This is a genomic window from Nonomuraea dietziae, assembly GCF_014195505.1.
Classification (GTDB): domain Bacteria; phylum Actinomycetota; class Actinomycetes; order Streptosporangiales; family Streptosporangiaceae; genus Nonomuraea; species Nonomuraea roseola.
This window is the reverse complement of record NZ_JACIBV010000001.1, coordinates 1,795,862-1,822,754: the sequence shown is the minus strand read 5'-3', so window position 1 is coordinate 1,822,754 and position 26,893 is coordinate 1,795,862. Positions and strand designations below refer to the sequence as shown.

Annotated in this window: 21 protein-coding genes; 8 read left to right on the top strand and 13 right to left on the bottom strand. The window is 71.8% G+C overall.

The window, feature by feature from the left end; all coding sequences use genetic code 11:
- Nucleotides 1–31 precede the first annotated feature (31 nt).
- The 6 genes from FHR33_RS08865 to FHR33_RS49055 form a co-directional block, all read right to left on the bottom strand.
- Nucleotides 32–1,345, bottom strand: coding sequence for a glycosyltransferase (locus FHR33_RS08865; protein ID WP_183645479.1), 1,314 nt, complete (start codon nt 1,343–1,345; stop codon nt 32–34).
- The gene (locus FHR33_RS08860) at nt 1,338–1,940 is read right to left on the bottom strand and encodes a TetR/AcrR family transcriptional regulator (RefSeq protein ID WP_183645478.1); all 603 of its coding nucleotides are present in this window, start codon (nt 1,938–1,940) and stop codon (nt 1,338–1,340) included. The genes FHR33_RS08865 and FHR33_RS08860 overlap by 8 nt, the downstream gene beginning before the upstream one ends.
- Nucleotides 1,941–2,034: 94 nt before the next feature.
- Entirely contained in the window at nt 2,035–3,312 is a 1,278-nt protein-coding gene (locus tag FHR33_RS08855) for an MFS transporter (RefSeq protein WP_183645477.1), read from the bottom strand.
- Between the two features lie 29 nt (nt 3,313–3,341).
- Entirely contained in the window at nt 3,342–4,946 is a 1,605-nt protein-coding gene (locus tag FHR33_RS08850; RefSeq protein WP_183645476.1) for an amidohydrolase, read from the bottom strand.
- Between the two features lie 88 nt (nt 4,947–5,034).
- A complete protein-coding gene (locus FHR33_RS08845; protein ID WP_221241020.1) occupies nt 5,035–5,610 on the bottom strand; it encodes an Lrp/AsnC family transcriptional regulator in 576 nt (191 codons plus the stop codon).
- A 20-nt stretch (nt 5,611–5,630) separates the two neighbouring features.
- Entirely contained in the window at nt 5,631–5,915 is a 285-nt protein-coding gene (locus FHR33_RS49055; protein WP_221241019.1) for an Lrp/AsnC family transcriptional regulator, read from the bottom strand.
- A 41-nt stretch (nt 5,916–5,956) separates the two neighbouring features.
- Between FHR33_RS49055 and FHR33_RS08840 the strand changes: the two genes are divergently transcribed.
- Nucleotides 5,957–7,654, top strand: a complete 1,698-nt coding sequence (locus FHR33_RS08840; protein ID WP_183645475.1) for a 5-guanidino-2-oxopentanoate decarboxylase — start codon at nt 5,957–5,959, stop codon at nt 7,652–7,654.
- Nucleotides 7,655–7,722: 68 nt separating this feature from the next.
- Entirely contained in the window at nt 7,723–11,040 is a 3,318-nt protein-coding gene (locus FHR33_RS08835; protein WP_183645474.1) for a WD40 repeat domain-containing serine/threonine protein kinase, read from the top strand.
- On the opposite strand, the gene FHR33_RS49985 is transcribed toward FHR33_RS08835, so the two are convergent.
- The gene (locus tag FHR33_RS49985; protein WP_246451716.1) at nt 10,924–11,544 is read right to left on the bottom strand and encodes an SAM-dependent methyltransferase; all 621 of its coding nucleotides are present in this window, start codon (nt 11,542–11,544) and stop codon (nt 10,924–10,926) included. The two genes, FHR33_RS08835 and FHR33_RS49985, sit on opposite strands and share 117 nt — an antisense overlap.
- 112 nt (nt 11,545–11,656) lie before the next feature.
- Nucleotides 11,657–13,090, bottom strand: coding sequence for a vanadium-dependent haloperoxidase (locus FHR33_RS08825; protein WP_183645473.1), 1,434 nt, complete (start codon nt 13,088–13,090; stop codon nt 11,657–11,659).
- 169 nt (nt 13,091–13,259) lie between these two features.
- On the opposite strand from FHR33_RS08825, the gene FHR33_RS08820 reads away from it, so the two are divergent.
- Together FHR33_RS08820 and FHR33_RS08815 are read left to right on the top strand one after the other, a co-directional pair.
- Nucleotides 13,260–14,342, top strand: coding sequence for an epoxide hydrolase family protein (locus FHR33_RS08820; protein WP_183645472.1), 1,083 nt, complete (start codon nt 13,260–13,262; stop codon nt 14,340–14,342).
- Nucleotides 14,339–15,442 (top strand): epoxide hydrolase family protein, encoded by a 1,104-nt coding sequence (locus tag FHR33_RS08815; RefSeq protein WP_183645471.1) that lies wholly within the window; start codon nt 14,339–14,341, stop codon nt 15,440–15,442. Before FHR33_RS08820 ends, FHR33_RS08815 begins: the two co-directional genes overlap by 4 nt.
- A gap of 172 nt (nt 15,443–15,614) precedes the next feature.
- Here FHR33_RS08815 and FHR33_RS08810 read toward each other — a convergent pair whose 3' ends face one another.
- The gene (locus FHR33_RS08810; RefSeq protein ID WP_183645470.1) at nt 15,615–17,027 is read right to left on the bottom strand and encodes a hypothetical protein; all 1,413 of its coding nucleotides are present in this window, start codon (nt 17,025–17,027) and stop codon (nt 15,615–15,617) included.
- Between the two features lie 254 nt (nt 17,028–17,281).
- Between FHR33_RS08810 and FHR33_RS08805 the strand changes: the two genes are divergently transcribed.
- Entirely contained in the window at nt 17,282–20,080 is a 2,799-nt protein-coding gene (locus tag FHR33_RS08805) for an AfsR/SARP family transcriptional regulator (protein WP_183645469.1), read from the top strand.
- Nucleotides 20,081–20,158: 78 nt separating this feature from the next.
- Here the strand turns inward: FHR33_RS08805 and FHR33_RS08800 are convergent, their stop codons facing one another.
- Nucleotides 20,159–20,737, bottom strand: coding sequence for a CGNR zinc finger domain-containing protein (locus tag FHR33_RS08800; RefSeq protein WP_183645468.1), 579 nt, complete (start codon nt 20,735–20,737; stop codon nt 20,159–20,161).
- Nucleotides 20,738–20,766: 29 nt separating this feature from the next.
- Here FHR33_RS08800 and FHR33_RS08795 point away from each other — a divergent pair, with 29 nt between their 5' ends.
- Entirely contained in the window at nt 20,767–22,005 is a 1,239-nt protein-coding gene (locus tag FHR33_RS08795; protein ID WP_312895428.1) for an MFS transporter, read from the top strand.
- 59 nt (nt 22,006–22,064) lie between these two features.
- Here FHR33_RS08795 and FHR33_RS52490 read toward each other — a convergent pair whose 3' ends face one another.
- The gene (locus FHR33_RS52490; protein ID WP_183645466.1) at nt 22,065–23,927 is read right to left on the bottom strand and encodes a sensor histidine kinase; all 1,863 of its coding nucleotides are present in this window, start codon (nt 23,925–23,927) and stop codon (nt 22,065–22,067) included.
- A gap of 32 nt (nt 23,928–23,959) precedes the next feature.
- Here FHR33_RS52490 and FHR33_RS08785 point away from each other — a divergent pair, with 32 nt between their 5' ends.
- Together FHR33_RS08785 and FHR33_RS08780 are read left to right on the top strand one after the other, a co-directional pair.
- Nucleotides 23,960–24,565: a response regulator transcription factor gene (locus tag FHR33_RS08785; protein ID WP_312895427.1), complete on the top strand. Its 606-nt coding sequence runs from the start codon at nt 23,960–23,962 to the stop codon at nt 24,563–24,565.
- A 90-nt stretch (nt 24,566–24,655) separates the two neighbouring features.
- On the top strand, nt 24,656–25,558 hold the full coding sequence (locus FHR33_RS08780) for an RNA polymerase sigma-70 factor (RefSeq protein WP_183645464.1): 903 nt from the start codon (nt 24,656–24,658) through the stop codon (nt 25,556–25,558).
- Between the two features lie 81 nt (nt 25,559–25,639).
- Here FHR33_RS08780 and FHR33_RS08775 read toward each other — a convergent pair whose 3' ends face one another.
- Both FHR33_RS08775 and FHR33_RS08770 read right to left on the bottom strand, forming a co-directional pair.
- Complete coding sequence (locus FHR33_RS08775) at nt 25,640–26,152, bottom strand: C39 family peptidase (RefSeq protein ID WP_183645463.1); 513 nt, start codon at nt 26,150–26,152, stop codon at nt 25,640–25,642.
- 148 nt (nt 26,153–26,300) lie between these two features.
- Nucleotides 26,301–26,870, bottom strand: a complete 570-nt coding sequence (locus tag FHR33_RS08770) for a hypothetical protein (protein ID WP_183645462.1) — start codon at nt 26,868–26,870, stop codon at nt 26,301–26,303.
- Nucleotides 26,871–26,893: the final 23 nt, after the last annotated feature.

The window sequence follows — 26,893 nt, the reverse complement described above, 5'->3', positions numbered from 1 at the left end:
GACCTGATCGCCCGCCGATCTGGCCACACGGTCATGGTCGAGCTGGTGCTCCGTCACCCCCTGATCGCGGCGCCTTCGTCCTTGTCGGTGCTCGTTCGGCGAGGGCCTCGAGTTCGGTGACCGCTCGGTCGGTGGCCGTCTCGGCGGCGATCTCAGCCGCCAGTCGCTGCGCTTCGCGGCGGTAGGACGGGTCGTTCAGGACTCGGTCGACCGCGCGGGCGATGGCGCGCGGTGAGCTGCGCCTGCTCACCGTGATCCCGGCGCCGGCGTATTCGACGTGCCGTGCAACCTCGCGCTGGTCTCGCCCGAGCGGCACGCAGACCAGGGGGACCCCGGCCGCCAGGGACTTGACGGCCGTCCCGTGGCCGGCGTGCGTGATGGTCACCGCGGCGTGGCGCAGCGCGATGCTGTGCGGGGCGGCCGCGGCGACCAGGACGTTGCCGGGCGCGCGGACCCTCGCCGGGTCCACGGCCGGGCCGGTGGTCAGCAGCCCGCGCACCGGCAGCGTGCCGAGGGCTTCGGCGATGCGCTCGAGCACTGTGCGCTGGTCCATGAACGACGAGCTCAGGCCGACCAGCGCCAGTGGTGCGTCACCCGCCGGCAGCTCCAGTTCCCCGGCCCAGGCCGGGTCGTCGAGCCGTGGGCCGACGTGCCGCACGTAGGCGGGGAAGCGTCGGCTGGGATAGTCGAGCGCGCGCGGGGACAGCACGAGCAGCCGGTCGACGCGATCGAACGCGCCGATGACCGAGTCCACCGGCGCCAGGCCGTTGGCGATGCGGGCGGCGTTGAGCGCCGGCAGCCCCTTCCCCCACGGTTTGACGATCAGCTGGGTCAGAACCCGGTCACGCAGGCGCCCCAGCGCGCCCGTGGCCGGGGCGAGGCCCGGACCGGGCGGTGGCGCCCCCGGAGTGGGGAGTGGATAAAGGCTCGTCACCAGCGAGGCCACAGGGATCCCGGCGGCCTCGCCGCCAGTGAGCGCGCCGAGCAGCATGTGCTCGGCGACCAGCACGTCGGCCGGGCGGGCACGCAATTCGGCCAGCGTGTCCCGGGCGTAATCGGCCGCAGGTCCGCAGACGATGCGATCCCGCAGCCGCGCGAACTCGCCCAGCGGCGTGCGGGCCTCGAAGTCCTTGATGACGTCCTTGACCGGATCGGAGGCGTCGCCCTGGGGCGCCGTCGTCCAGGCGATCGGCTCCACGCCGCTGGCGGCGACCTCCTCGTGCAGCGACCTGTCGGCCAGCACACGGACGCCGTGGCCGCGTTCGCGCAGCGCGCGGGCGACCGACAGGACGGGCGGCACGGCTCCGCCGCCGGCCCAGGTGGCGAACAGGAAATCGCTACTCATGGTTCCTCTTCCGCGGGTCGATCGAGGTCAACAGGTCGCACATGGCACGTTCGGCGTCCTCACGCGACAGGCCGAGGTCACGCCGCCACAGTTTCCACAGGTAGACGTCGGTGGCGGCGTGGTGCAGGTTCAGCGCGTGCTCGCAAGCGGGGCCCGGGGCCGGGAGGCGGTCGGCGAAGACCCGTTCCAGCCACGCCCGATGCTGGCCGCGCGCGTGAGCGGCCGCCCGGGCGATCGCAGGTACACGGTCGACCTGCGCGATCCAGAGCACGTTGGCGTCGCCGTGTCGCTCGTAGTCCTCGAACAGCGCGGCCACGATCGCCGCGACATCACCGGTCGGCGCCTGACGGGTGAGCGCCGCCTGCGACGCCACCCAGTCGGCGACGGCGTCGGCCAGCTCATCCTTGCCACCGAAGTGGTTGACGATCGTCTGTACCGACACGCCCGCCTCATCGGCGACGTGCTGCAGCGTGACGTCGTCGTACCACCGCTGCATCCACAGCCCGGCCGCCGCCTGCAGCACGCGCGTACGCGTGACCTCCATGGCCGCGGCACGGGCACCCATGCGGTACGGACGCCTGGCCTCACTTTCCATGGAGTCATGATTATATTCAATTGATTGCTGAGTCAAATGAACCCATGGCCGAACCAGCGGATCTTGGGTCCCTGCCTGGAGGAGACCGGCCCGATCAGGCGGCTGTGACGACGAGCCTCTCGTGGTGCTTGAGGCGGGCCGTGCAGTACACGCCGACCAGCGAGATGGCCATCAGCAGCCCGGCGACCGGCCAGAAGCTGCCGCCCGCCGAGGCCGCCAGCGCCGTCGCCGCGATGGGGGAGAGCCCGCCGAAGATCATGGTGGAGACCTGGTGCGACAGCGAGATCCCGGTGTAGCGGACCCGCGCGGCGAAGCCCTCGGCCAGGACGGTCGCGACCGGACCGTAGAGCGCCGACATGGCGAACCGCATGGCCAGCATCGCCAGGTAGATGAGCGCGACGCTGCCCGAGCCCAGCACCAGGAACTGCGGGACGGACAGCGCGATCACACCGATCAGCCCGGCGATGACCATGCGGTGAGGCCCGATCTTGTCGGCGTAGAACGACAGCAGCGGCGTGACCAGCAGTTCGAGGAAGGCGGCCAGTGACAGGCCGTTGAGCAGCATGGCCTCGGTGAGACCGTGCGTGCCGGTGCCGTACGTGAGCAGGAAGGTGGTCGTGACGTAGTACCCGCCGGTGGCGGTGGCCAGGGCGAAGACGCCGAGGAGCACGGTGCGCCACGACTTCTGCAGGACCTCGCGCACCGGCAGCGTGTCGGCGACGGCCCGCTCCGCGCGCACCTGCCGCATCGCGGGCGACTCCTCCAGCTTGAGCCTGATCATCAGGCCGATGACGACCAGGACGGCCGACAGCAGGAACGGCACGCGCCAGCCCCACGAGACGAACGCCTCGTCGCCGAAGGAGCTCATCAGGCTGAAGGCGCCCGTGGACAGCAGCGCTCCCACGGAGGAGCCGAGCTGGGCGAAGGAGCCGAAGAAGGCGCGCCGGCCTGGCGGCGCGTTCTCCACGGCGACCAGCACGGCGCCGCCCCACTCGCCGCCCAGCGCGATGCCCTGCACCAGCCTGAGCGCCACAAGCATCAGCGGCGCCCATGCGCCGACCTGCGCGTACGTGGGCAGCAGGCCGATCGCGAACGAGGCGACGCCCATCATGAGCAGCGTGGTGACCAGCGTGTTCTTGCGCCCGATGCGGTCACCGATGTGGCCGAAGATGATCCCGCCGAGCGGCCTGAGCAGGAAGCCGACCGCGAACGTGCCGAACGAGGCCACCGTCCTGACGAAGGGCGACATGTCGGGGGGGAAGAAGACCTGGTTGAAGACGATCGCGGCGGCCGTGGCGAAGGCGTAGAAGTCGTACCACTCGATCGAGGTGCCGACCAGCGCCGCCAGCGCCGACCTGCTCTTGTTGGTCATGGGGGGTTCCTCCAGGGCGGGATGGGGGGTCAGGCCGACCAGGCGAGGCGGCCGCCGATCCAGGTCTGCGTGACCCGGATCGAGCTCAGCTCCGCGGGCTGGGCCGTGGTGGGGTCGCCGTCCATGACGGCGAAGTCGGCGAGCTTGCCGGGCTCGAGCGAGCCGACCGCGTGCTCGCGGCGCAGCGCCCCCGCCGCCGCGATCGAGTGCGCGCGCAGGCCGTCGGGCACGGACATCCGCAGCTCGGGGCCGCCGAGCACGGTGCCGAGAACGGTCGTGCGGGTGGCGGCGGCGGCGACGGCCTCCAGCGGATCGGGCTGGGCGACGGGCGCGTCGGAGCTGAAGACGACGGGCACGCCCGCGGCGGCGCACAGCCCCGCCGGGTTGTAGCGGTGGCCGAGCTCGCCGACCGCGGTGATCGTGCCGTCGCCGGTGCGCAGGTGGTGCTGGGGCTGCATGACGGGGATCACGCCGAGCTCGGCCATGCGGCCGATCTGCTCGTCGGTGGGCAGCCCCGAGTGCTCGATCCTGTGGCGCATGCCGTACGGCGGCCCCGCCTTCTCCACAGCGTCGAGCACCATGCCGATCGCGTAGGGCGACTGCGCGTGCGTGGCGGTCTGCAGGCCGAGCCGGTGCGCGCGGCCGATCAGCTCGGTGTACTCCTCGGGGGAGTGGTAGAGCTGGCCGTGGTGGCAGCAGTCGGCGGCGTACCCGTCGGGGAAGTAGGCGGTCCAGCCGCCCAGGGTGCCGTCGGCGTAGAACTTGACCCCCGCGATCCTCAGCCGGTCGTCGCCCAGCTCGCCGGCCAGGCCGAGGTCGGCGGCGGTGTCGAGGAGGGCGGAGGTGAGATAGGCCGAGACCCGCAACCGCAGGGCGCCCTCGTCCCTGGCCCAGAGGTAGGTCTCCAGCTCGCGCCGCGACACCTGGGCGTCGCCGACGCTGGTCACCCCCGCCGCCAGGAAGATTTCCTGGGCCCGCCTGACGTGCTCGATCATGATGTCGGCGGGTTCGGACAGGTGGAAGTTGGGCCCGTGGTTGCGGATCTTGACGCCGTCTAGGCCGGTCAGCAGGTCGCAGGCGGCGTCCCATAGCTCGCCGTTGGGCTCGCCGCCGTCGAAGCGGCCGATCCGCCCGCCCACCGGGTCGGGCATGCCGGCGGTGATGCCGTACTGCCGCAGCGCGTAGGTGTTGACGACGCCGCCGTGACCGGAGGCGTTCATCAGATAGACCTCCCGATCGGTCGCGACCCTGTCGAGGTCGTGGGCGGTCGGGTGACGGCGCTCGGCCAGCCGCCTGTGCTCGTAGCCGAAGCCGCGTACCGGCGCGCCGGGCGGCAGCCGCCTGGCCGTCTCCGCCAGCAGCGACACCAGCGTGTCGAGGTCGGGGGCCGCCTCCGGCCTGCAGTCGACCCAAGCCAGTGCCTGGCCGTACATGACGGGGTGGCAGTGCGCGTCCACGAAGCCGGGGTGCACGACCCCGCCGTCCAGGACGAGCTCCTCGTCCACCCGGCCGAGCGCTTCCCGGCACTCGGCGACGGTCCCGACGTGCTCGATCCGCCCGCCGCGTACGGCGAGCGCCTCCGCGTGCCCGTCCGGCGTGACCACCGTTGCCCCGGCGACCAGCAGGGTGTCCATGCGCACTCTCCCCTCAAGCGGTTTCGATTGAAGGGAGCATGCGTAACGGACGAGTCGTTTGTCAAGTGGCCATCTGGCAAACGAATCGTCAGTAGCGCTCCTTGACGAGCTCGGCGTGGACCCAGGAAGTCAGCTCTCTCACGCCCTTCATCTCCCGCACCTGTTCGAGCAGCGTGATCACCTCGGGCAGCGTCTCGCCCGCCACGGTGCCGACCAGATCGGCCCGGCCCATGCACGCGGCCAGGTAGGACACGCGCTCCCACGACGACAGCCGCTCAACCAGGGGCGCGGCGTCCCCTTCGACGGTCAGCGCGAACCCGCACAGCTGTCCCATGCCCAGCACGTCAGGACGCACCAGCGCCACCACCCTGGCCACCCCCGCGTCGAGCAGTCGCAGCGCCCGCACCCTGGCGGCACCGGGAGACAGCCCCACCCGCTCGCCCAGGTCGGCGAAGGCGATCCGTCCGTCGGCCTGGAGCTCGCCCAGGATGCGGTGGTCGATCTCGTCCATCTGCAGCTCGGCGCGCGGCTCCGACAGCGCGGTGGAGTCCTTGAGCACCCGCGTGTAGACCAGCGTGTCCACCCCGCGCACCCCCTGCATCCCGCGCAGCCGCTCGATGGAGGCGGCGAGCGTGGCGAAGTCGGGCGCGCGCACCTCGGCCACGACCGCGTGGCCGCCGACGGTCAGCGTGACGAAGGGGGGCCCTCGGCCAGTTCGGCGATCGAGTGGGCGACGGGCCGGGCGGGGCCGTCCACTCTGATGGAGGCGTGGGCGATGGCGGTCAGCCCCTTGACCGTGGGGTGCACGATGGCGACGATCCGCAGCGCGCCCGAGGTGAGCAGCCGCTGCGCGCGGGTGCGGGTGGCGGGCCGCGACAGGCCCACCCGCTGCGCGATCGTCTCGAAGGTCATCCGTCCGTCGGCCTGTAGGTGCCTGACGATCTCAAGGTCGGTGCGATCCAGATCCACATAGACAAAGGTAACGGGCGAAACGTAGGCTCAACCGCACTATGGCAACCGAATCATCATTGACCGGTGCCGCAGCCGTGGTGGGCGCGCTGCGCGGCAACGGCGTCGAGACCGTCTTCGGCATCCCCGGCACCCACAACCTGGAGCTGTACCGGCAGCTGGCGAGCTCGGACATCCGTCACGTCGCCCCCAGGCACGAGCAGGGCGGCGGCTACGCGGCTGACGCCTACGCCAGGGTCAGCGGCCGTCCAGGCGTGTGCGTCACCACCAGTGGGCCGGGTCTGACCAACATCGCCACCGCCGCGGCCACGGCCTACGCGGACTCGGTGCCGCTGCTGGTGATCTCGCCGGGTGCGCCGCTCGGGCAGGAGCGCGCCGACGTGGGCTGGCTGCACGAGGTCAAGGACCAGCGGGCCGCCATGGACGCGCTCTACGACCGCAGCGTCCGCGTCTCCTCGCCCGCGCAGGCCGCCGCGGTGATCCACGAGACGTTCGCCCGCTGGCGGGTGGAGCGCCCCCGCCCCGTCCACCTGGAACTGCCGCTCGACGTGCTGGAGTCGCCGTGGGACGGGGCGGCTCCAGGGCCGCTGGAGAGCGCGGCGCTCCTGCCCTCCGCCGGCGTGCTGGCCGGGGCCGCCGCCGCGCTGCGCGGCGCCTCCACCCCGCTGATCGTCCTCGGCGGCGGCGCGCGCGACGCCTGCGCCCAGGCCGTACGGCTGGCGGAGCTGCTCGGCGCGCCGGTGGCCACCAGCGTGAGCGGGAAGGGCGTGGTGCCGGAGAGTCACCCGCTCTCGCTGGGCGCCGGCGTCGGCCTCGGCCCGGTGCAGGAGGCGATCGAGGCCGCCGACGTGCTGCTGGTGGCGGGCAGCGAGCTGGCCGACTCCGACCTGTGGGGAGTGCGGCTCCATCCGCGCGGCACCGTCATCAGGGTCGATGTGGACCTGCGCCAGCTGCACAAGAACGTGCCCGCCGACATCGCGGTCCACGGTGACGCCGCCACGGTGCTCGGCGCGCTGGCCGACAGCCTGGCCGATGCCAGGGGCGACACGCCGAGGGACACCCCGGGCGGTATCCAGGCCGCGAGCCCGGGCGGCGCCCGGGATGACGTTCTGGGCGGCCGCGCACCCGGCCGGCACGGACAGGAGCGCGCCGCGCGGGTGCGGGCGGCGGCCGAGGAGGCGGCCATGTCGGTGGGCGCCGCCTGGCGGCCGGTGCAGGAGGTGCTGCGCGACTGCCTGCCCGAGGACACGATCGTCGCGGGCGACAGCGCACAGGTGTCCTACTTCGGGACCGTGCCGTTCTGGCCGATGGACGCGCCGCGCAGGTTCGTCTACCCGACCGGCTACGCCACGCTCGGCTACGCCGTGCCCGCCGCGATCGGCGCCAAGCTGGCGGCCCAGGACAGGACCGTGATCGCGCTGGCCGGTGACGGGGGCACGCTGTTCAGCGTGCAGGAGCTGGCCGTGGCCGCCGAGCTGCGGCTGAGCCTGCCCGTGATCGTCATGAACAACCACGGTTACGCGGAGATCCGCGAGGAGATGCTGGCCAGGAACATCCCGCCGGTCGCCGTGGACATCGACGGCATCGACTTCCCCGCACTCGGCCGCGCCTTCGGCGGGCGAGGCGAGCGGGTCGCCGACCTGGCGGAGCTGCCCGCGGCGCTGAAGCGGGCGCTCGACGTCAACGGGCCCACGGTGATCGAGGTGACCGTGGACGGCTCCGGAAGCTCTGCTACGTGAGAGATGGCTCCACCCGTTGCCTCCAGGCGGGATACAACTTCCGGTTGAATCGCCGCGTCTAACCCGCTATGGAGACGCGTATCGGCGACTACGTCCTGGCGGGCCGCTTGGGTTCGGGCGGTCAGGGTGTGGTCTACGACGCCTATGATCCAGAAGGCCGCCGCGTGGCGGTCAAGGTGCTGCACACGGAGGGCAGCCGCGACCGACTCGCCAAGGAGGCCGCTGCGGCCGGGCGCGTGGCCTCGTACTGCACGGCCAAGGTCCTGGCCACCGACCTGACCGGTGGCCGGCCGTACATCGTCAGCGAATACGTCGCGGGCCCGAGCCTGCGCCGTGCCGTGCGGGAAGGACGCGCGTTCGGCGGCGACGACCTGCACAGACTCGCCACCGCCGTCGCCACCGCGCTGACGTCCATCCACGACGCCGGTGTCGTCCACCGCGACCTCAAACCCGACAACGTGCTGCTCGGTCCCGACGGGCCTCGTGTGATCGACTTCGGCATCGCCAGGACCGCGGACATGTCGCTCACCATGACCGGCGTGATCGCGGGAACGCCCAGCTACATGGCGCCCGAGGTGTTCACGGGGCAGCGTGCCGGCACCGCGGCGGACGTCTTCGCGTGGGGCGCGGTCATGGTTTTCGCCGCCACCGGCGAGGACCCCTTCAGAGGCGAGACCATGGGCGCGGTCATGCACCAGGTGCTGTCAGCGCAGCCCGACGTGAGCGCGCTGCCCGACCCGGTGCGCTCCCTGGTCAAGGCCGCCTTGGCGAAGGATCCTGAGGCCAGGCCCACAGCACGCGACCTGCTGCTGGCCCTGGTGACCGGCAGCCCGGCGAACACCACCGAGCTGCTGGTGGCCGGGACGCGCACGGCCGGAGGCGTACGGTCGCCCGGTCATGACGACCCCTCGCTGGGGGCGCTGGCCGAAGACGCCTACACCTGCCTGGCGTCGCAGGAGCGCCGGCACGTCGCCCCCGTCCTGCTGCGCCTGGTGGCGATGGGAGAGCGGGGCGCCACGACCGCCGAGCTCGGGCCGCAGGCCGAACCGGTGCTACGAGCCTTCCGCTACATGGTGGCCACGGATGACGAACGGGTCGTGCTGACCCGGCCGGCGATCGTGCACGCCTGGCCGCGGCTCAGGGAATGGGTGGCGGCCGAACGCGAAGGCCTGGCCATGCTGGCCGAGATCAGCGCGGCCGCGCGCGCCTGGGAAGACCACGGCCGCAGGGACGGCGACCTGCTCCGCGGCAGCCGCCTGGAGCACGCGCTGACCTGGGCGGCCACCGGCCGCACCCACGCCACCCTGATCGCCCGCGAGCGTGACTTCCTGCAGGCCGCCACCGGCCTGACCCGGCGGCAGGCCCAGCGCAGGCGCGCGGCGACCGCGGTGCTTGCCACGCTGCTGGCCGTCGCGGTGGCCGCCGCCGGCGCCGCTGTCTGGCAGGCGAGACTGGCTCAGGACCAGCGTGACCTGGCGACCGGCCGGCAGGTCACCGCCGAGGCCGGGCGGCTGCGCACGACCGATCCGGTCAAGGCGATGCTCCTGAACGTCGCCGGCTGGCGGCTGGCGCCCGACACCGGCACCAAAGCCGGTCTGATCGACGCGGTGCGGGCGCCGGAGCGGGCTGCGTTCCGCCTCCCGGCCGTCGCGGGGATCGGCGCCATCGCGGCCGGTGGCAACGGCCGGCTCATGGCCGGCGTCGGCGAGCACGGGGTACGTCTGCACGATGTGCCCTCCGGCCGGCTGACCGCCTCCTGGCCCTGGCCGCCGGGGCAGGCGCAGACGCCGGCGGCGGCGGCGCTCAGCCCCAGCGGCCGCATCCTCGTCGTGGTGTCACGGGCCGAGAAGGCCACCGCCTGGGACGCCAGGGTCACCGCGTGGGACGCGCGATCAGGCAGGAAGCTCCGCGAGCGGTTCCTCGGCCAGGGCGGCGAGCTGCCGCTGGTGCGCTTCGGCGACCACGAGTCGCTGGTGGCGCTCGGGCGCGGAACCGGCGTCCACGTCCTGTGGGACACCCTCGACGGGCGAACCTTCGAGCTCACCGACTTCTACGCTCCGGACGGCCCGCTCATCTCCGCCGCCGGCACCCACGCGGCCGCCGTCCACCTCGGCGCGCTGAAGCTCGTGCGGCTGCCTGTCATGACGGCCGACGACCGCGTTCCCAGAACGTGTGGTTCGGTGGCCGCGTTCAGCCCCGACGGACGCCGCCTGCTGTGCGCCGACGGCGACATCACCTCCTGGGACCTGGCGACCGGGCGGAAGACCAAGGGGCCGCACTGGCGGATCTCGGCGCTCGACCAGATGAACATGGTCGGCGGCGCCGGACTCAGGGCGGCGGACGAGGTGATGGTGGGGTACGCCGGCGACGCGATCACCGTGTGGGCGGCTGGAAAGCGGATCCTGGAGCACAGAATCGGGGCAGAGCCGCAGGCGGTATGGCTGGAGCCGGACGGCGCCACCCTGCGGTACCAGCGCGACGACACCGTCGTCACCCTCGACCTGCGGCCCCGCCTTCCCGTGACGCGGCCGTCCCGGGCGGCCGGGCGGTCGATCCCCGACGCGGACCGTGCGCCGGGCGGCCGGCTGCGGGTGAGCGCGACCGAGGCGGCCCTGCGCGGGTGGGACAGCGCGTCCGGCCGGCCGCTGTGGACCCACCCGATCCCCGCCGGCTGGAGAGTCAACAGGCGGACGTTCACCGCCGACGGCACGGTCCACGTGGTCGGCCTGCAGACGATCGACTACGTGGCCAGACCCGGTGACCGGCTGGTGCGGCTGGACACGGCCACCGGCAGGGTGATCGACGACAGGACACTCGAGTCGGATCTGGGCCACTTCGTCGTGGCGGCCGACGGCACGACGCTGGTGTCGCCGACCGGGGCCATGCTCGACCTGCGGACCGGCCAGAAGATCGGCCTCGGGTTCTCCGTCGTCGACCACTCGGTGGTGGCCGCGAGCCCGGTGGGACCCCTCATCGCGGTCAGCGGGACCCAGGGCAGGATCACGCTGTGGGACATCCACCGGCGCACTCCGCTGACCCCTTCTCTCCAGGCCGACGCCGAAACCCGCCTTCTCGCCTTCAGCCCCGACGGCTCCCTGGTCGCCGCGTACGGTGAACAGTGGCGGGACGGCGGTGTCGTCCACGTGTGGGACACCGCCACGATGACGCGACTGGCCGCGGTGCCCCTCCCTGACGAACATGCCGTGGAGCACTTGCTCTTCACCGCCGACCTCACCCTGCGGATGACGACCCGGCGCACCGTACTCGAGCTACCGACCGACGGCGACCGCCTGGCCCAGGAGCTGTGCGACCGGGCCGGCCGTGCCCTCACCCCTGCAGAGTGGGAGCGCCATCTGCCGGGAGTTCCCCGCCGCCCCAGGTGCTGACGGCGGAACCACAGGGAGGACGGCCGCCGGTGGGCGGCCACGCGACCTGCGATGGCCGCGCAGACCGCCGTCTGCGCTGGCGGCCGTTTCGGGACGTGGACTACGCCGCCGGGTCGTGGAGGAGGAGGTGACGACCGCGGTGCGGTCGTTCTCCGCCAGCAGAGCCCTGCCATGAGCCAGCACCATCGGGTCGTTGTCGACGTAGACCACCCGCGCGTCGGGGTTGGCTCGCTGGGCCACCTGGTGGGTGTTCTCCACCGTCGGCAGCCCGGAGCCCAGGTCGAGGAACTGGTCGATGCCCTGGTCGATGAGGAACCGCACGCCGCGCCCGAGGACCTGCCTGTTGTAGGCCGCCACGTCGTAGATCTCGGGGACGACCTTCACGATCTCGGAGACGAAGCTCCGGTCGACCTCGAAGTTGTCCTTGCCGTTGAGGACCACGTCGTAGGCCCTGGCGATGCTGGGCCTGCTCGTGTCAATCGCGCTGTTCCACTCGTCTGCCATGTCGACCACAAGATCCTCTCACCAGGGGCGGTGAAAATGATCATAGGCCGCCCGGCGACCAGGAACCACGCGAATGACGCGAAGCGGGCGCAGCATCGAAGGGGAGCGGGCCTCAGCCTCGACCCGACCAGTAGGCCTGCGCGCGTTCCCATGCCACGGCGCCGACCGCCTTGCCGAGCGCGCGGCCCTGCAGGTCGCCCGCGAGGAAGTGGATGCCGCCGTACCTGCGCGACAGCCCGGCCTGGTCGGCGGCCTCGGTGAAGGTGGACCAGCGCAACGTCACGTCGTGCGCGGGGCTGACACCGGGCTCCACCAGCGACGATCCCTTCGCGATCACCGCCTCGCCGCCGAAGGCGTCGCCGCCGGTGAAGCGGCGCAGCACCTCGGCCGCCGCCGCGCTGAACGTGCTGTGGCCCGAGACGTGCTCGGCGAACGGCGGGGTCGGGAACGTCGGCGCCTGGTAGGGCGTCCAGGTGGCGCCGTCGATCACCCTGCCGCCCCAGGTCGGGATCTGCCTGCCCCGGTGGAGGAAGCGCACCGCGGTGATCGGGCGTACCGAGTCGTGGTCGCGCTTGGCCTCCCACGAGGCGATGCCCGCGTCCATGACGGAGTTGGCCAGCGCGAAGAACATCTTCACGTCCTCGTCGAGGCCGTGGCCGTCGCGGGCCGACACCCGCTGGGCGAACAGGCTCCAGTGGCCGGGAGGGGTCTCGCTGCTCGGGCCGTCGGCCCAGTACTCCGCGATGGCCTTGCGCCTGTCGGTCAGGCCGGCCGTGAGCGACACGATCTCGGCGACCTGGGCGCGGTAGGCGTGCGTGCCGTACGCCGCGGGCGCGGGCACGGCGTCGGCCAGGTCGCGGGCGCGGCCGGTGAAGGAGGCGACCCCGCCCCAGTGCGGCGCGAGGAACGGTGGGGTGACCAGCACCCCTGCCCTGTTGCGATAGGTGAGCGGCTGCCAGCGGCTCGGATCGGCGACCGAGGTCAGCGGGTCGGCGACCACCATCGGCGCGTTGACGGGCGCGTAGCCGGTGGTGTCGGCGTAGCCGCCGAGCTGGTTGGAGCCGTCGCCGTGGCGGTGGTCGAGGACCGCCTGACAGGCGGCCAGCCCGGTGCGGGCCGGCTGGCCCGTAGGAGCGGCGGGGTCGTAGCCCAGCTCGGTCATGAGGGCGTCGAACCCGGCCCGCTGCGCCGGGTAGAGGTCGACGGCCGCCAGATGGGCGGCGTAGCTGATGGCCTCGGCCCTGTTCGCCTCCGTGCGCTCGGCCTCGGGCCGCCGAAGCGAGCCGCCCAGCCGGGTGCCGACCGCGACGGCGTCGTACGCCGCCCACGCGTCGTAGGCGCAGGTGTGCACGACAGCCAGCGCCCTGGCCACCATCGGAGGGCCGAGCGTGCCGGAGCGGACGGCCGACAGCAGCGCCTCGTTCCACCGCAGCACGACGTTGCGCTCCACCGGCGCGACCGCATGGGCGGGCGCGGCCGGCGCGACGAGCGCGGTGGCGGACACCAGGACGAGCGCGAGCGCGCGTAAGGATCCTCGGACGGGCATGACAGATCTCCTCGCTCCAGCGGGCCCCCGTGTGCCCGACCCGAAGAAGATCCCATACGTCGAACAGAGTTTCGACTGGCTTCGAGGTAAGAAGTCCGTGTGCAATCTGCACATGGAACCGGTGCACGGCGAACTACCAGCGACCACGCGCCTTCCCCAGGATGAAGGCATGAGTTCGGACATCATTCCCTACCGCATCGAGATCCCCCAGGCAGACCTGGACGACCTGCAGACGCGGCTCGATCTCGCCCGCTTCACCGACGAGTTCCCCGACGCCTACGGCGTGAGCGTCCAGCGTGTCAGGCGGCTGGTCGACCACTGGAGGAACGGCTACGACTGGCGTGCGTGGGAAGCCAGGTTCAACGCCTACCCGCAGTTCACCACCGAGATCGACGGGCAGACGATCCACTTCTTCCACGTGCGTTCGGAGAAGCAGGACGCGCTGCCGCTGATCCTCACGCACGGCTGGCCCGGTTCGTTCGTCGAGTTCGTCGACGCCATCGAGCCGCTGTCGAAGGACTTCCACCTTGTCATCCCCTCCCTTCCAGGGTTCGGCTTCGGCGGGCCGACCACGGAGAGCGGCTGGGGCACCGTACGCACCGCCAAGGCGTGGGTGGAGCTGATGGCGCGGCTCGGTTACGAGCGCTACGGCGCCGTCGGCAACGACGGCGGGTCCATGGTCTCGCCGGAGGTCGGCCGTCTGGCCCCCGCCAACGTCGTCGGCGTGCACGTCACGCAGATCTTCTCCTTCCCCTCCGGCGACCCTGCGGAGTTCGAGGGCATGACGGAGGAGGAGCTGGCCGCCATGGAGGTGCTGAAGTGGTTCTGGGAGGAGAAGGGCGCCTTCAACCTCCTGCACTCGCAGCAGCCCCAGACGCTGGCCCACGCCCTCGCCGACTCGCCCGTCGGCCTGCTGGGCTGGAACGCCCAGCTCTTCGACGAGGACCTCGACGACGAGTTCGTGATCACCAACACGGCCGTCTACTGGCTCAGCCGTACGGCGGGCTCCTCCATCCGCTTCTACTACGAGAACGCCAAGGCGGGACAGCCGCCGGCCGGACCGACCACGGTGCCGATCGGACTGGCCTCGGCCAAGGGCGACTTCCAGTCCATCCGGCGCTTCGCCGAACGCGACCACGAGAACATCGTGCAGTGGCACACCTACGAGCGCGGCGGGCACTACGCCGCGCACATGGAGAGCGCCGTCTACGCGAGTGACGTCCGCGAGTTCTTCGTGAAGGTGACCGCATGAGACCGTTCACGATCGACATCCCGCAGGCCGACCTCGACGACCTCCAGGATCGGCTGAGCCGTACGCGCTGGCCCGCCGCGCTGCCCGGCGAGCAGTGGAGCAGGGGAGTGCCCGTGCCCTATCTCCAGGACCTGGTGGCCCACTGGCGGGACGGTTATCGGTGGAGGGAATGGGAGCGGCGGCTGAACGCCTTCCCGCAGTTCGTCGACGAGATCGACGGTCAGCAGGTGCACTTCTTCCACGTGCGTTCGGCCAACGAGGACGCGCTCCCGCTGATCATCACGCACAGCTGGCCGAACTCGATCGCCGAGTTCCTGAACCTGCTGGGCCCGCTCTCCGAGACCTTCCACGTGGTCGCGCCCTCGCTGCCAGGATTCGGGTTCTCCCCGTTCCCCGAGCCCGCCGACGAGCGGCCGTGGAGCGTCGAACGGGTGGCCCGCACCTGGGCCGAGCTGATGAGCAGGCTCGGCTACGACAGGTACGGCGCGCACGGCAACGACGCGGGCGCGCTGGTCTCGCCCCAGCTCGGGGCGCTGTTCCCCGAGCACGTGGTGGGAGTGCACATCACGGGAGGGGTCGGCATGCTCACCGGCGCCCCAGGGGAGCTGGAAGGGCTGTCGGAGGAGGAGCGGGCGAGCGTGGCCTGGCTGGCCGACATGCTGGCAGGGTCGGGAGGCAGCGGCTACGCGCCCTACCTGGCCGCCCGTCCGCAGACGCTCAGCTTCGGCTGGTCCGACTCGCCGGTCGCGCAACTGGCCTATCTCGTGGAGCGCTTCAGGGAGTTCGACGGCTGGCAGCCTGATCACGAGCCGATCGAGCGTGACCTGGTGCTCACCAACGCCAGCCTGTACTGGCTGACGAACACGGGCGGTTCGTCGTCGTGGACGTACTACGAGAACGCCGCCGGCATGCCGATCGACCAGAGCGCGGTGCCGACAGGGGTCTCGCACGGCGGCTCGTCGGCCTTCCGAAGGCTGGCCGAGCGGCACAACGACATCGTCCACTGGGAGGATCTCGAGCACCCCAGCCACATGCTGGCGATGGCGGCGCCCGAGCCGCTGGTGGCCGACATCCGCCGCTTCTTCGCGGCGCTGTCCTAGCGGCGCTGTGTTCGGTGGATCTCGCCTGAGCCATGGCGGCACGCAGGCAGAGCGGCGTGACGGCGGGCGGCGAGCTTGCGGCCGCGCATCGCCCCGGTCGTGCCGGGCCGGGGCGATGCGCGTCTGCGAGGCGGGGGGCGCTCGTCGGGTCCGGTGGTCTCGGCGGCTGCCGTCAAGAGGCTCCCGCGGCGTACAGCTCGGCGACGCGCGCGCTCAGGTCGGCGCCGTAGTTCTGGTGGTAGACCTGCGCGGAGCAGTAGACAGGACCGCCCGTGCGCGTCAGGGCGGGCGTCCAGAAGGCGGCGTTCTCCACGCCGGGATCGCTCAGCTGCAAGCCGGTGACCGCGATGTCGTCCACGCTCGCGTCGACCCGGTAGTCGCTCACGCCGATGCGCTCGTACAGCCGCCACTGCAGGGTCGCGCTCGTCGCCCCGGCCAGCTTGGACGTCAGGTCGACCGTCGCCTTCTGCCACTCGTCGCGCGGATCGGCGGCGACGTCCCGCTGCCAGACCACCTGACCGTTGAGCAGGAGTTGCTTGACGTGGTATCCGCCCCTGTCGCCGGATCCGCGGGTGTCCCTGTGCCAGAAGCTCACCGCGTGCCTGGCCGCACCGGACGTCAGGCCGACCTTCCGGATCGCGGTGCACGACATCCCGGCCCTGGTGGCCATGTCGGCCTCGACGACGAAGCTCAGCCGTCCGTTGCCGGTCCGGGCGAGGTTGTCGGTCGCGGGGCGCGTCCACCCCGAACTGCGGGACATGTACGGGAGCTTGTACTGCACGACCCCGGCGAGCTCTGCCGTGCCGACGTGCTCGAGAGCCTTCCTGGTGACGGCCTCGACGTAGGCGACGGTCGGCTTCTGGGCAGCGTGGCTCAGGGGGTAGGCATACGGCATCAGGTAGACGTCGGTATAGGGAAGACGCCTGGCGATCTGTTTGACCTGGGAAGACAGGCTCCACGACCACGACGTGTCCCGGACCGGATCATCCCAGAAGGGGAAGATCACCCCATCCAGCAGCGGGGCCTGCTCGGCGACGAACGCGTCGGTGAAGTGGAGGTAGTAGACGATCGGGATGAACTTCAATGAGGGGTTGATCGCCTTGGACGCGGCCCGCATCTGCTGGACGTACGCCGGGGTGAACGTTTGGAGATCGAAGCTGTAGTCGTCCACGGTCCAGCCGATCAGGTTCGGGTGGCTCTTCGAGAGAGTGGCGAGCTCGCGGGCCCACGCGACGTAGTCGTGCTCGTAGGGCCGCGAGACGCAGCAGGTCGCCTGGCTCGGCGCGTTCACCAGAACCCACACGTCGATCCCCGCGTCCGCGGCGGCCGGCAGAAACTCCCTGTGCAGGTCGTCCCAGTGATGGTGGTCGCCGGCCATCGGGTAGACGTAGGTGTTCACGTTGAGCGCCTTCAGCGCCGGGATCATCGCCTTGGTGTCGACGTGCCTGATCCCGTCGGCGCGCGGCTCCACCTCACGGACGAGGTTGCCCGCCGTACCCACCACGCCGGGCGGCGCGGCATGGGACGTGCCGGGGATCATCGACAGCAACAGGGCGAGGACGGCGACGCGTACGAGGCGGGGCACGGAGGCTCCTTGAACGTGATCATGTGAGGGGTCCGTCAGCGTACTGATCCCGGGTATGTCGCCGGTATGCCGACAGGTCGACGGCTGCTCGTCCGCCTTCGATGAGTACCGACCTTCTCCTCCGCCCCGCGGAACGGCCCTGTGGGCGGTGAGCCGGCCTGCGGCGTCATCCGTCTCCGAAGACTTCGGACCTCGTTCGAACCACTCGGTGAATCGCTAGACTCCGAATCTTCATTGACGATGGGAGCGCTCCCTTGAGGCTGGAGATCAGGTGCCTCGGCCCCTGGGAGGTCGAGGCCGACGGCGTCGCTGTGAAGGTCGCCGGGGTGCGACGGATCGGGGTGCTCGCCCGGCTCGCCCTGGCCGCGGGGCAACCCGTACCGGCCGATCGGCTGCTCGCCGACGTGTGGGAACGCAGTTCCGCCGTGACCGCGGCCAAGCAGGTGCACATCGTGGTCTCGAAGCTCAGGGAGACGTTCGCCCTCCACGGTCGTGCGGAGATCATCCAGACCGTGCCCGGTGGTTACCGGCTCGTCGTCGAGCCCGACCACGTGGACGCCCACGCCTTCACCCGCCTGTCCAGGCAGGCGCGCGCCGCCCACGCCGAAGGCGCGACAGCGACCGCGGACGCGCTGTTCCGGCGGGCGCTGGGGCTTTGGCGGGGCCCTGCGCTGGCCGAGGTGGACACTCCATGGGCGAAGACCGAGGCCGACCGGCTGGAGGCGGAGCGGCTGTCCGTCCTGGAGGACCACGCCGAGCTGCGCCTGGCCGCCGGCGACCACCGCGCCGTGGCCTGCGAGCTCGCCGCGCACGTCAGGGCGCACCCGCTGCGGGAGCGGCCCGCCGCCCAGCTCATGCTCGCCCTGTACCGCGACGCGCGGGCGTCCGAGGCGCTCGAGGTCTACCATCGCCTGCGGCGGGTCATGGTCGAGGAACTGGGCATCGAGCCCGGCGCCGAACTGTGCCGCCTCCACCAGGCTGTCCTCGTCAAGGATCCGGTGCTCGACCTGGCGCCCGCGCCGCAGGCGACGCCGGACCGGCGCGTCGCCCCGGCCGAGTTGCCCGCCGATACCCGGGCGTTCACGGCGCGGGCCGCCGAGATCGAGCGCCTCCACGCCGACCTGGTGAACGCCGCCGCGGTCACCGTGATCAACGGGCCCGGCGGCATCGGCAAGTCCGCGCTCGCCGTACACGTCGCCCACGCTGTCGCCAGGCGCTTCACCGACGGCGTCATCTACGTCAACCTGCACGGCTCCACCGCCGGGCTCGACCCCCTGACACCCATCGAAGCGCTTCGTCACCTGCTGCGCTCCCTCGGACTGGACGGCGCCGCCGTCCCCGCCGACCCCGAGGAAGCCGCCGCCCGCTACCGCTCGCTCACCGCCACGGCCAACCTGATGGTGATCCTCGACAACGCCCGCGACGTGCGTCAGGTCCGCCCGCTCGTGCCCGCGGGCCAGGGCTGCCGCGTCCTGGTCACCAGCCGAGACCCGCTCGCCACCCTGGACAACGCCCGGCCCCTGCGCCTCGGCGGGCTCGACGACACCGCCGCCGCCACGCTGCTGGCCAGGGTCGTCGGATCCGACCGCGTGGAGGCTGAGCCGCGGGCGGCGGAGGAGATCGCACGGCTCTGCGGCGGTTTCCCGCTCGCCCTGCGCATCGCGGGAGCCCGCCTGGTAGCCCGTCCTGACTGGTCGCTCTCCGATCTCGCGGTACGGCTCGCCGACGCCACCCGGCGGCTCGACCTGCTGGAGTACGCCGATCTGGCCGTACGTGCCGGCATCGCGGTCAGCCACCAGCAGTTGCGCGAGGAACCCGCCGGGCGGGACGCCGCGCGGCTGCTCGCCCTGCTGGGGCTGGTGGACCTGCCCACGCACACCGCGGCCGCCACGGCCGCGCTCGCCGACTGGTCCGAGCGCCGCGCCGAGGCCGCTCTGGAGCACCTGATGGACGCCCGCCTGCTCGAGACCGCAGGACCGGGCCGCTACCGCTTCCACGACCTCGTCGGGCTGTACGCCCGTGAGCAGGACGTCCCCGACGAGGAACGGGCCGGCGCGGTCGCTCGCCTGCTGGACCACTACCTGGCCACCGCGCGACGGGCCTCCGCGTTGGTGAACGGCGGCAGCGTGGACGCCTCCCTGTTCCCCGCCGAGCGGCCAGGGGAGGAACTCGCCACCCCGGCGGCCGCCAACGACTGGGTCGAACGCGAACGGGACAACCTGCTGGCCGCGGTACGGCAGGCGGCGCGTGACGCCGACTCTTCGACGGCGGGGCTGGCGCATTGCGTCCAATGGCTGTTCGACCGTCGCGGCTGGTTCGCCGAGCTCGTCGAGGTGAGCGAGGAGGCGCTGCGGCTGGCCAGGGAAGAGGAGGACTGGACGACCCAGGCGTACCTGCTACAGGGCCTCGGCTCCGTCCACCAGCAGCTCGGGCGCTTCCAGAAGTGCGTATCCCATCTGGAGGAAGGCCTGGCCTGCTGGGACCGGGCCGGGCTGCCGGACAGGAAGGCGGGAATCCTCAACGACCTCGGCACCAGCTACACCATGATGGGCCGCTACGACGACGCGCTCGCCGCGCTGGGAAGCGCCCTCGCCATCACCGGACGGACGAGACGCAGGGATCACGAGGCCTACGTTCGCAACAACCGGGTGCACGTCTACTACCGCCAGGGGAGATACGAGAAAGCCGTGGGCGAGGCACGGCATGCCCTGGCGCTGGCGGAGGAGGTGGGCGACACCGGTGACCTCGGTGTCGCCCACGACACCCTGGCCGACGCCTACCGGGCTCGCGGAATGCTTCACGAGGCCATCGAGGCGTACCGGCATGCGATCAGACTGCAGCGAGCGGCCGGACCCACCGTGGGCGTCGCCGTGTCGTGCTGGTGGCTCGGCCGCACGCTGTTCGACCTCGGCCGGCCCGAGGAGGCCAGGGAGTCCTGGCGGCAGTCGTTGGAGATCCTGCGCGAAGCCCGCCTCCTCACCCCCGCCGAGGTGGCCGACCACCTCGCACAGCCGGTCCCTGACACACCGGAACCGATCAGGAACCAGTTGTGACCACGCGGCAGCCGGACGTGCGACCCGCGTGCCCGGCTGATCGAGGAACTGCTGTGGGCACGCGAGCGGAGCGCGTGCTCACCGCGCTGCTCGCGAGCGCCTGTGAGAGGCCACCCGTTCACGCGTCGCGCAGCGGCGTGAGCAGTAACGGCGCGGCAGGCCGCTTCCCTGCGTGAGATAGACGTTCCGGCAGCTGGACGATGCGCACAGACCGCCAGGTGGACGCTGATGGTCCCAGATCAGCACCATCAGAGCCATGCACGACGAGGCGAGGAACCATTCCCCCCAGGGCGCGTCGTCGTCGCTGTCGAGATGAGGGTGCCAAGGGGTGAGGCCGCCGTGCGAGGTGAGGCGCACGGTTCCGAGGCTCTGCCGTAGAAGCCGGTTCAGCAGCGACGCGGCGACATCGACGTGGGCGGCGGCGAAGACCTCCCGCAGGAGCACGGCGGCGGCACGCATCTCGGCGACATCACTCGGCGAGAGATCGACAGAGCCGACCTCTCCGTGCTCCCTGAGCAGCTCAGCGATCACACCCGGGGTCGGCTCCTCGTCGGACAGGGCGTTGACGAGGGCGGCGGTACGCCGTGCGACGGCCTGTACCGAATGACGGGTGGACCATTCAGTGCTCGAAGGGGTCACCGGTCGAATGTAACGCATCTGGCCAAGTTTTGAGTTACCTGCGTAACGTGACGGTCGTGAGAAAGCGTTACGCCTTAAGGGGATATGCCGTGGGGGCAACCGCCGCCCGCACGGGAGACGAAATGTCAGGGCCGGCCTTGCTGCTCGCCGGAGCGGCGATCACCGGATCGGTTTCCACGGCCTCCTCGCTGCTGGCAGGCATCATGATCTCGGCGGCGATCGGCGGCCCCGTCTTCGGCGTGCTGCTCGACAGAGCGACCAGACCAGGCCGCCTGCTTGCCTGGGCGCTCGGCGTCTACGCGACGGGCCTGGTGGCCATCCTCGCCAGTCTGGGACGTGTCCCGGTCGTCGTCACGATCCTGCTTGCCGTGTGCGTCGGGCTGCTGGGACCGGCTCTGTCCGGCGGATGGACCTCCCAGTTGCCTCGAGTGGCGACCGGTGAGCGGCTGCCCCGCGCCAACGCGCTCGATGCGATGACGTTCAACCTCGCGAGTCTGGTGGGTCCGGCGCTGGCCGGGATCGTCGCGGGAGTGTGGGGCGCCTCAGCTGGTGTGGTCGTGTCCGCGGCGCTGATCTGTTCGGCGCTGCCCTCGGCGCTGACGCTGCCCGCGATCCCGAAGCCGGCCAAGAGCCGGCCGAGCCCCTCGGTCGCCTCCGACCTCGCCGCTGGACTCCGCGCCATCCTCCGCAGCAGGGGACTGGCAAGGGCGACCGGCACCTCGGTGATCTCCTGCGCGGGCCAGGGCATGGTGATCGCGTGTATCCCCCTGCTCGGCGACTCCCTCGGCGCGGCCGGCTACGGAGCGATCCTTCTCTCCGTCACCGCCGCCTCCGCGCTCGTCGCCAACGCGATACTCACCCGCCACCCTCGGCTTCTGGCCCCGGACACCATCATCTGGTGCAGCACGATCGTCCTCGCTGCCGCCCTGGTCCTCCTCGCGACCGATCGACCGGCTCTGGTCATCGCCGCGATGGTGATCGCCGGCCTTGGGGAGGGCCCCCAACTCACCGCCCTGTTCGCGATACGTCATCGTGAAGCGCCCGGGCGTCTGCGGGGTCAGATCTTCACCACGGGCGCGAGCCTGAAGATCACAGGTTTCGCCCTGGGCGCGGGCATCGCAGGACCGGTCGCGGACTGGTCGCTTCCCGGAGCACTCCTGACCGCGGCAGGGACGCAGGTGCTCGCCGCGCTCGGCTTCGCCTGGCACAGCCGGGCTCGTCGGCGAGCGATCGTGACGTGCTCGCCTGCACCGCCGGGCGCGACTGTCGAGACAGACGATCGCTGAGATCGCCGACCGGCCACGGGCCCGACCCGACCGACGATTCGTGATCGACCGGACGCGCCCTAACGGCGCTGTCCTGGGGGCGCCGTCCTGATGGCGTCGTCCCGGCGGCGTCGTTCTGGTGGGGGGACGGCCGCGACCAGGGTGAACGTGCCGTCGCCCTGGTCGCCGGCCGAGAACGAGCCGCCCGCCTCCTCGACCCTGGCCGCCAGGTTGGCCAGCCCCCTGCCTGCCGAGGGAAGGGCCGGCGTGACGCCGTCGTTGGCGACGCTCAGCCGTACCTCGTGCCCGTCGTCGGCCACCGCGATCGTGCACGAGCGCGGGACCGCGTGCCTGACGACGTTCGTCACGGCCTCGCGAAGGACCGTGGCGAGCACGGGGTCCTCCTCCGGGGCGCGGATGTCCAGCAGGACGTCCACGCCCGCGGAGGCCAGCAGGACACGTGCGGAGTCGATCTCCTCGCGCAGGCTGAGCGTGGCGCCCTCCTCGGTGATCGAGCGCACGTCCGCGAGCGCGCGGACGGCCAGCGGGCCCACCTCCTCCAGCAGCGACTCGGCCTTGACCCGGTCGTCGTCGAGCACGCGCAGGCCCAGCTCGGCCTTGAGCGTGATGGCCGACAGGGTGAAGCCGAGCAGGTCGTGCACGTCCCTGGCCACCCGCAGCCGCTCGGCGATCACGGCGTTCCTGGCGATCTGGCGGCGCAGAGCGCGCAGGCGCGCGGCCGCCTGGGGCAGGCGGTTGAAGGCGTACACGCCGATGGCCATGACGAGCAACGACGCGGTCTGGTAGAGCGCGTAGTCGCCGACCTCGGGGTAGAGCCGCAGGAGCTGCCCTTCACCGACGGCGGCGACCACGACGATGGGCACCGACCAGCGTGGGGGCAGCCACAGCAACGTGTTGCTGACCGCGAGGCCCACCAGCGCCCCCAACATGCCCTGGCCCACGTACACGGCGGCCGCGACGGCGATCAGGATCTGCGCCGGGACCGTCCAGCGCCAGGCCGCGGGTGTGGAGGCGCGGGGAACGCCGTGGTAGAGCTGAAGGACGGCCGTCAGCACCGTCACGAGAAGCGCGACGGCCCAGACCTGCCGGTCCGCGGCGCCGGAGTCTGCGACGTTGTTGAGCGTGATGGTCGAGATGCTGAGGGTCATCGCGATCATGGACCAGCGGGCGAGCCTGGCCGACGCGTCAGGCAGGCCGGCCGCGTGGACGGGCGGCGGCAGCGGCTCCCTGCGTACGTCGGCGACCGCCCGAGCCTCCTCCGCCGCCTTCCGCGAGATCCGCGCGATGTCGGCGAGCGCGTCGGCGGTGACCGGAGTTCTGCGCGACAGTGTCAGGACGGCGGAGAGCCTGGCGCCGATGGCCCTGCGCAGGTCGTCGGCCGCGCGCAGACGCTCGTCGGCCACCTCCAGCGTGGCGACCTGCCGGTTGGCCGCGTGCGTCTGCGCCAGCAGGACGGCCAGCCGTACCAGTGCGAAGAGGGTGAGCCCGGTGTTGAGGTCGATGATCGCGAAGCTGGTCACCGTGAAGACGCCCGGGGCGTGGAGCACGAACGACACCAGCGTGTCGGCGCCTATCACCCCCGCGAACAGGGCCCATCCGGCCGGGCCCGCGACGGTCAACGGCATCGCCGCGGCCAGCGGCCCCGCGATCGGTCCCCACAGCTCCGCGAACGGCACGTAGGCCCCGAAGGTCACGGCCGCCAGCAGAGGGACGGCCCACCGCCTGCCCACGGCCACCACGGCGAAGAGCGCCATGACGGAGACGATGAGGCCCAGACCGGACGCCGAGGTGAGCGGCGAGTACCGCTCCCCCTGGGCCATGGTCTGGAAGATGGTGAAGCGCGCAGGGACGAGCAGGGCGATGTACCCGAACACGAGCGCCCAGCCTGTCCACGCTCGTCCGCTCGCGTCCTTGGCCGTCACGTGCGTTGTCTATCACGCCTAGCATGCAACCTGTGATTCGTGTGCTTGTGGCGGAGGATGTCCGGATGCTGCGTGAGGCGCTGGTCGCCCTGCTCGGCTTCGAGGAGGACATCGAGGTCGTGGCCGAAGTGGACACGGGCGACGCGATCGTGCGCGCGGCGCTGGAGCACCGGCCCGACGTCGCGGTGCTCGACATCGAGTTGCCGGCGCTCGACGGGCTGAGCGCCGCTGCTCTGCTGCACGAGCGGCTGCCCGAATGCCGCGTGCTGATCCTCACCGGGCTGGGCAGGCCAGGCAACCTACGGCGCGGCGTCGAGGCGCACGTCTCCGGCTTCATGCTGAAGGACTCCAGGCCGCAGGACCTGGTGCAGGCCATCCGCACGGTCGCGGCCGGCGGTCTGGTCATCGACCAGCAGCTCGCCTACGCGGCGCTCGACGTCCCTGGCAACCCGCTGACCGAGCGCGAGGCCGAGGTCCTGCGCCTGACGGGTGAGGGAGCCACGCCCCGCGACATCGCCCGCGACCTGCACCTCAGCTACGGCACCGTGCGCAACTACCTCGCCTCCTCCGTGACCAAGCTGAACGCCCGCACCCGCATGGACGCGGTCCGCATCGCCACCGAGGCGGGCTGGCTCTGAGACGCGGCTCACACTTCCGGGGCCGATGTCACATCGGCAGGCCCTCCGCGGCTCTTAGGGGGATGTCCGCGACAGTTGAGGAGGGCCACGATGCCGGACAACCCGACCAAGGTCTTCGCCGACCATCGTGAACTGCTGTTCTCCATCGTCTACAACATGCTCGGCAGCGTCGCCGACACCGAGGACGTGCTGCAGGAGGCCTGGCTGTCGTGGGCCTCGAGAGACCAGAGCCGGATCGAGAACCCGCGCGCCTACCTGGTGCGCATCGCGGTCAACCAGGCGCTGGCCCAGCAGAGCGCGCTGCGCCGCCGCCGCGAGGCCTATGTCGGACCGTGGCTGCCCGAACCGCTCGTCGCCTCCGCCGGCGACGTGGCCGACGGGTCGGAGGAGGTCCTGCGGGCGGAGTCGGTGTCGATGGCGATGCTGGTGGTCCTGGAGACACTCAGCCCGCTGGAACGCGCGGTGTTCATCCTGCACGAGGTGTTCGCCTACGCCCACACCGAGATCGCGGACATGATCGACCGCAGCCCCTCGGCGGTCCGCCAGCTGGCTCACCGCGCCCGCGGGCACGTCCAGGCCCGGCGGCCACGCCACCACGTCGACCCGCGCGTGCAGCGGCAGGTCACCGAGCGGTTCGTGGCCGCCGCGTTCGGCGGCGACCTCGACGCGCTCATGGAGATGCTCGCGCCGCAGGTCACGCTGTGGTCCGACGGCGGAGGCAGGTCCAACGTGGCGAGTCCACGGCCGGTCAAGGGCCGCGACAAGGTCGCCAGGCTCCTCGTCTCCAGCGCCGCCGAACAGGCCGAGGGCCTCGACATCCAGTACAGGGACGTCAACGGCGACCCGTCCGCGGTGGTCTTCGCGCGGAACGCGCCGTTCGCCGTCATGGTCGTCGACCTCACCCCCGACGGCGAGCAGGTGCGTGACATCTACGTCGTCAGCAACCCCGACAAGCTCTCCCGAATCCCTGAGGGGCCCGAACGATCCGGATGACCACAGGCGGCTCTCCGCCGCAGGACCCCGGGACGGGGGGCGTGGGCGCCGGACACCCTCGCCCTGCCGGGCGTCCGTGGGTCAGGTCCTGGCCACGAAGTAGTCGCCCTGGCTGACCGCCAGATGGGTGGCGGCCATGAGGTCGTCGAGGGACATCTGGTGCTCGACGCCGTCCCATGGGTCCAGGACCTTGAAGTTCGAGGCCAGGTAGCCGGCGTCAGGGTGCTGCCAGCCGCCGTAGCCGTGGATGACGATGTAGTGCCGGGGCAGCGGTGAGCTGGTGTTCCACGGCAGCGAGCCGGACCTGACCATCACGATCACCGGCCGGCCGCGGGAGAGCGACTGGACGATCTTTCGCAGTCCCGCCTCCCAGCCCTTGGGGGTGCTGCTCTGGTAGTAGCCGTGGTAGTCGGGCGGGCCCGCGTACTTGTTGAGGGCGACGGAGAGCCCGCCGGGAAGGGTGAACTGGAAGAAGTCGGTGGCCATCTGGTCGGCCAGCGTCGACTGGGAGGGCGCGCAGACGCCCATCGTGGCCAGGGCCGTCTGGACCGCGGCGGGGTAGGCCGACGGGTCGCGCCCCGCTGAAAGATTCACGGCGGACGGCGGGTTTCTCGGCCGGGGGTTGACGTCCCGGCCCTTCCCGGCGGTTCTATGGGATCGCTCCCACGAGCAGGAAGGGAGGGCCGCGGCCACAGCACTCGCACCAGGACCGGGAGCGGGGCGCGGCTGACCGCGACGGCGGTCAGCCGCGTCTGCCGTCGAACCTGCGCCGCGCCTCCTCGATCGCCTCGTCGTCGGCGAACCCGGCCAGCGCCGCCTCGTGACAGCGCTCGGGCACCAGCGCCCTGACCTGCTCGGCGTAGTCCCCGCCGGAGGCGGGCACCCGTACCGTGGGCCTGCCCGCCAGCCGTACGGCGATGGGGCCCGCGGCGCGCACCGAGGTCGCCCACGACTGGCGCGCGCCCGTGACCGCGCACATGTGGTGCGCGTAGACCCACCGCACCTCGGCCACCTTCACCGCGCCCTCGGGGTGGACGCCGAACGGCGCGACCGCGCAGACCACCTGCCCGTCGTGCTCGCCGAAGTGGTGCCCGTGCTCGCGGTGCTCCTGCAGCGTGGCCTGCTCGAGCACCTGTGTCACCCGCAGCGCCAGGGCCCGCTTCAGCTCGGGCGGGCCGAACTCGTCCGCGTTCGCGGCCAGCGCCACGACGGTCACGGCAACGGCGACCAGGACGGCCGCCGACGCCGCGACCAGCACGGCGGCCCGTGTCCTGACCTGCCAGGCGTACGGCAGGCGGAGGGTTCGTCTCATGTGATCCTCACTGCTGAAGCGGC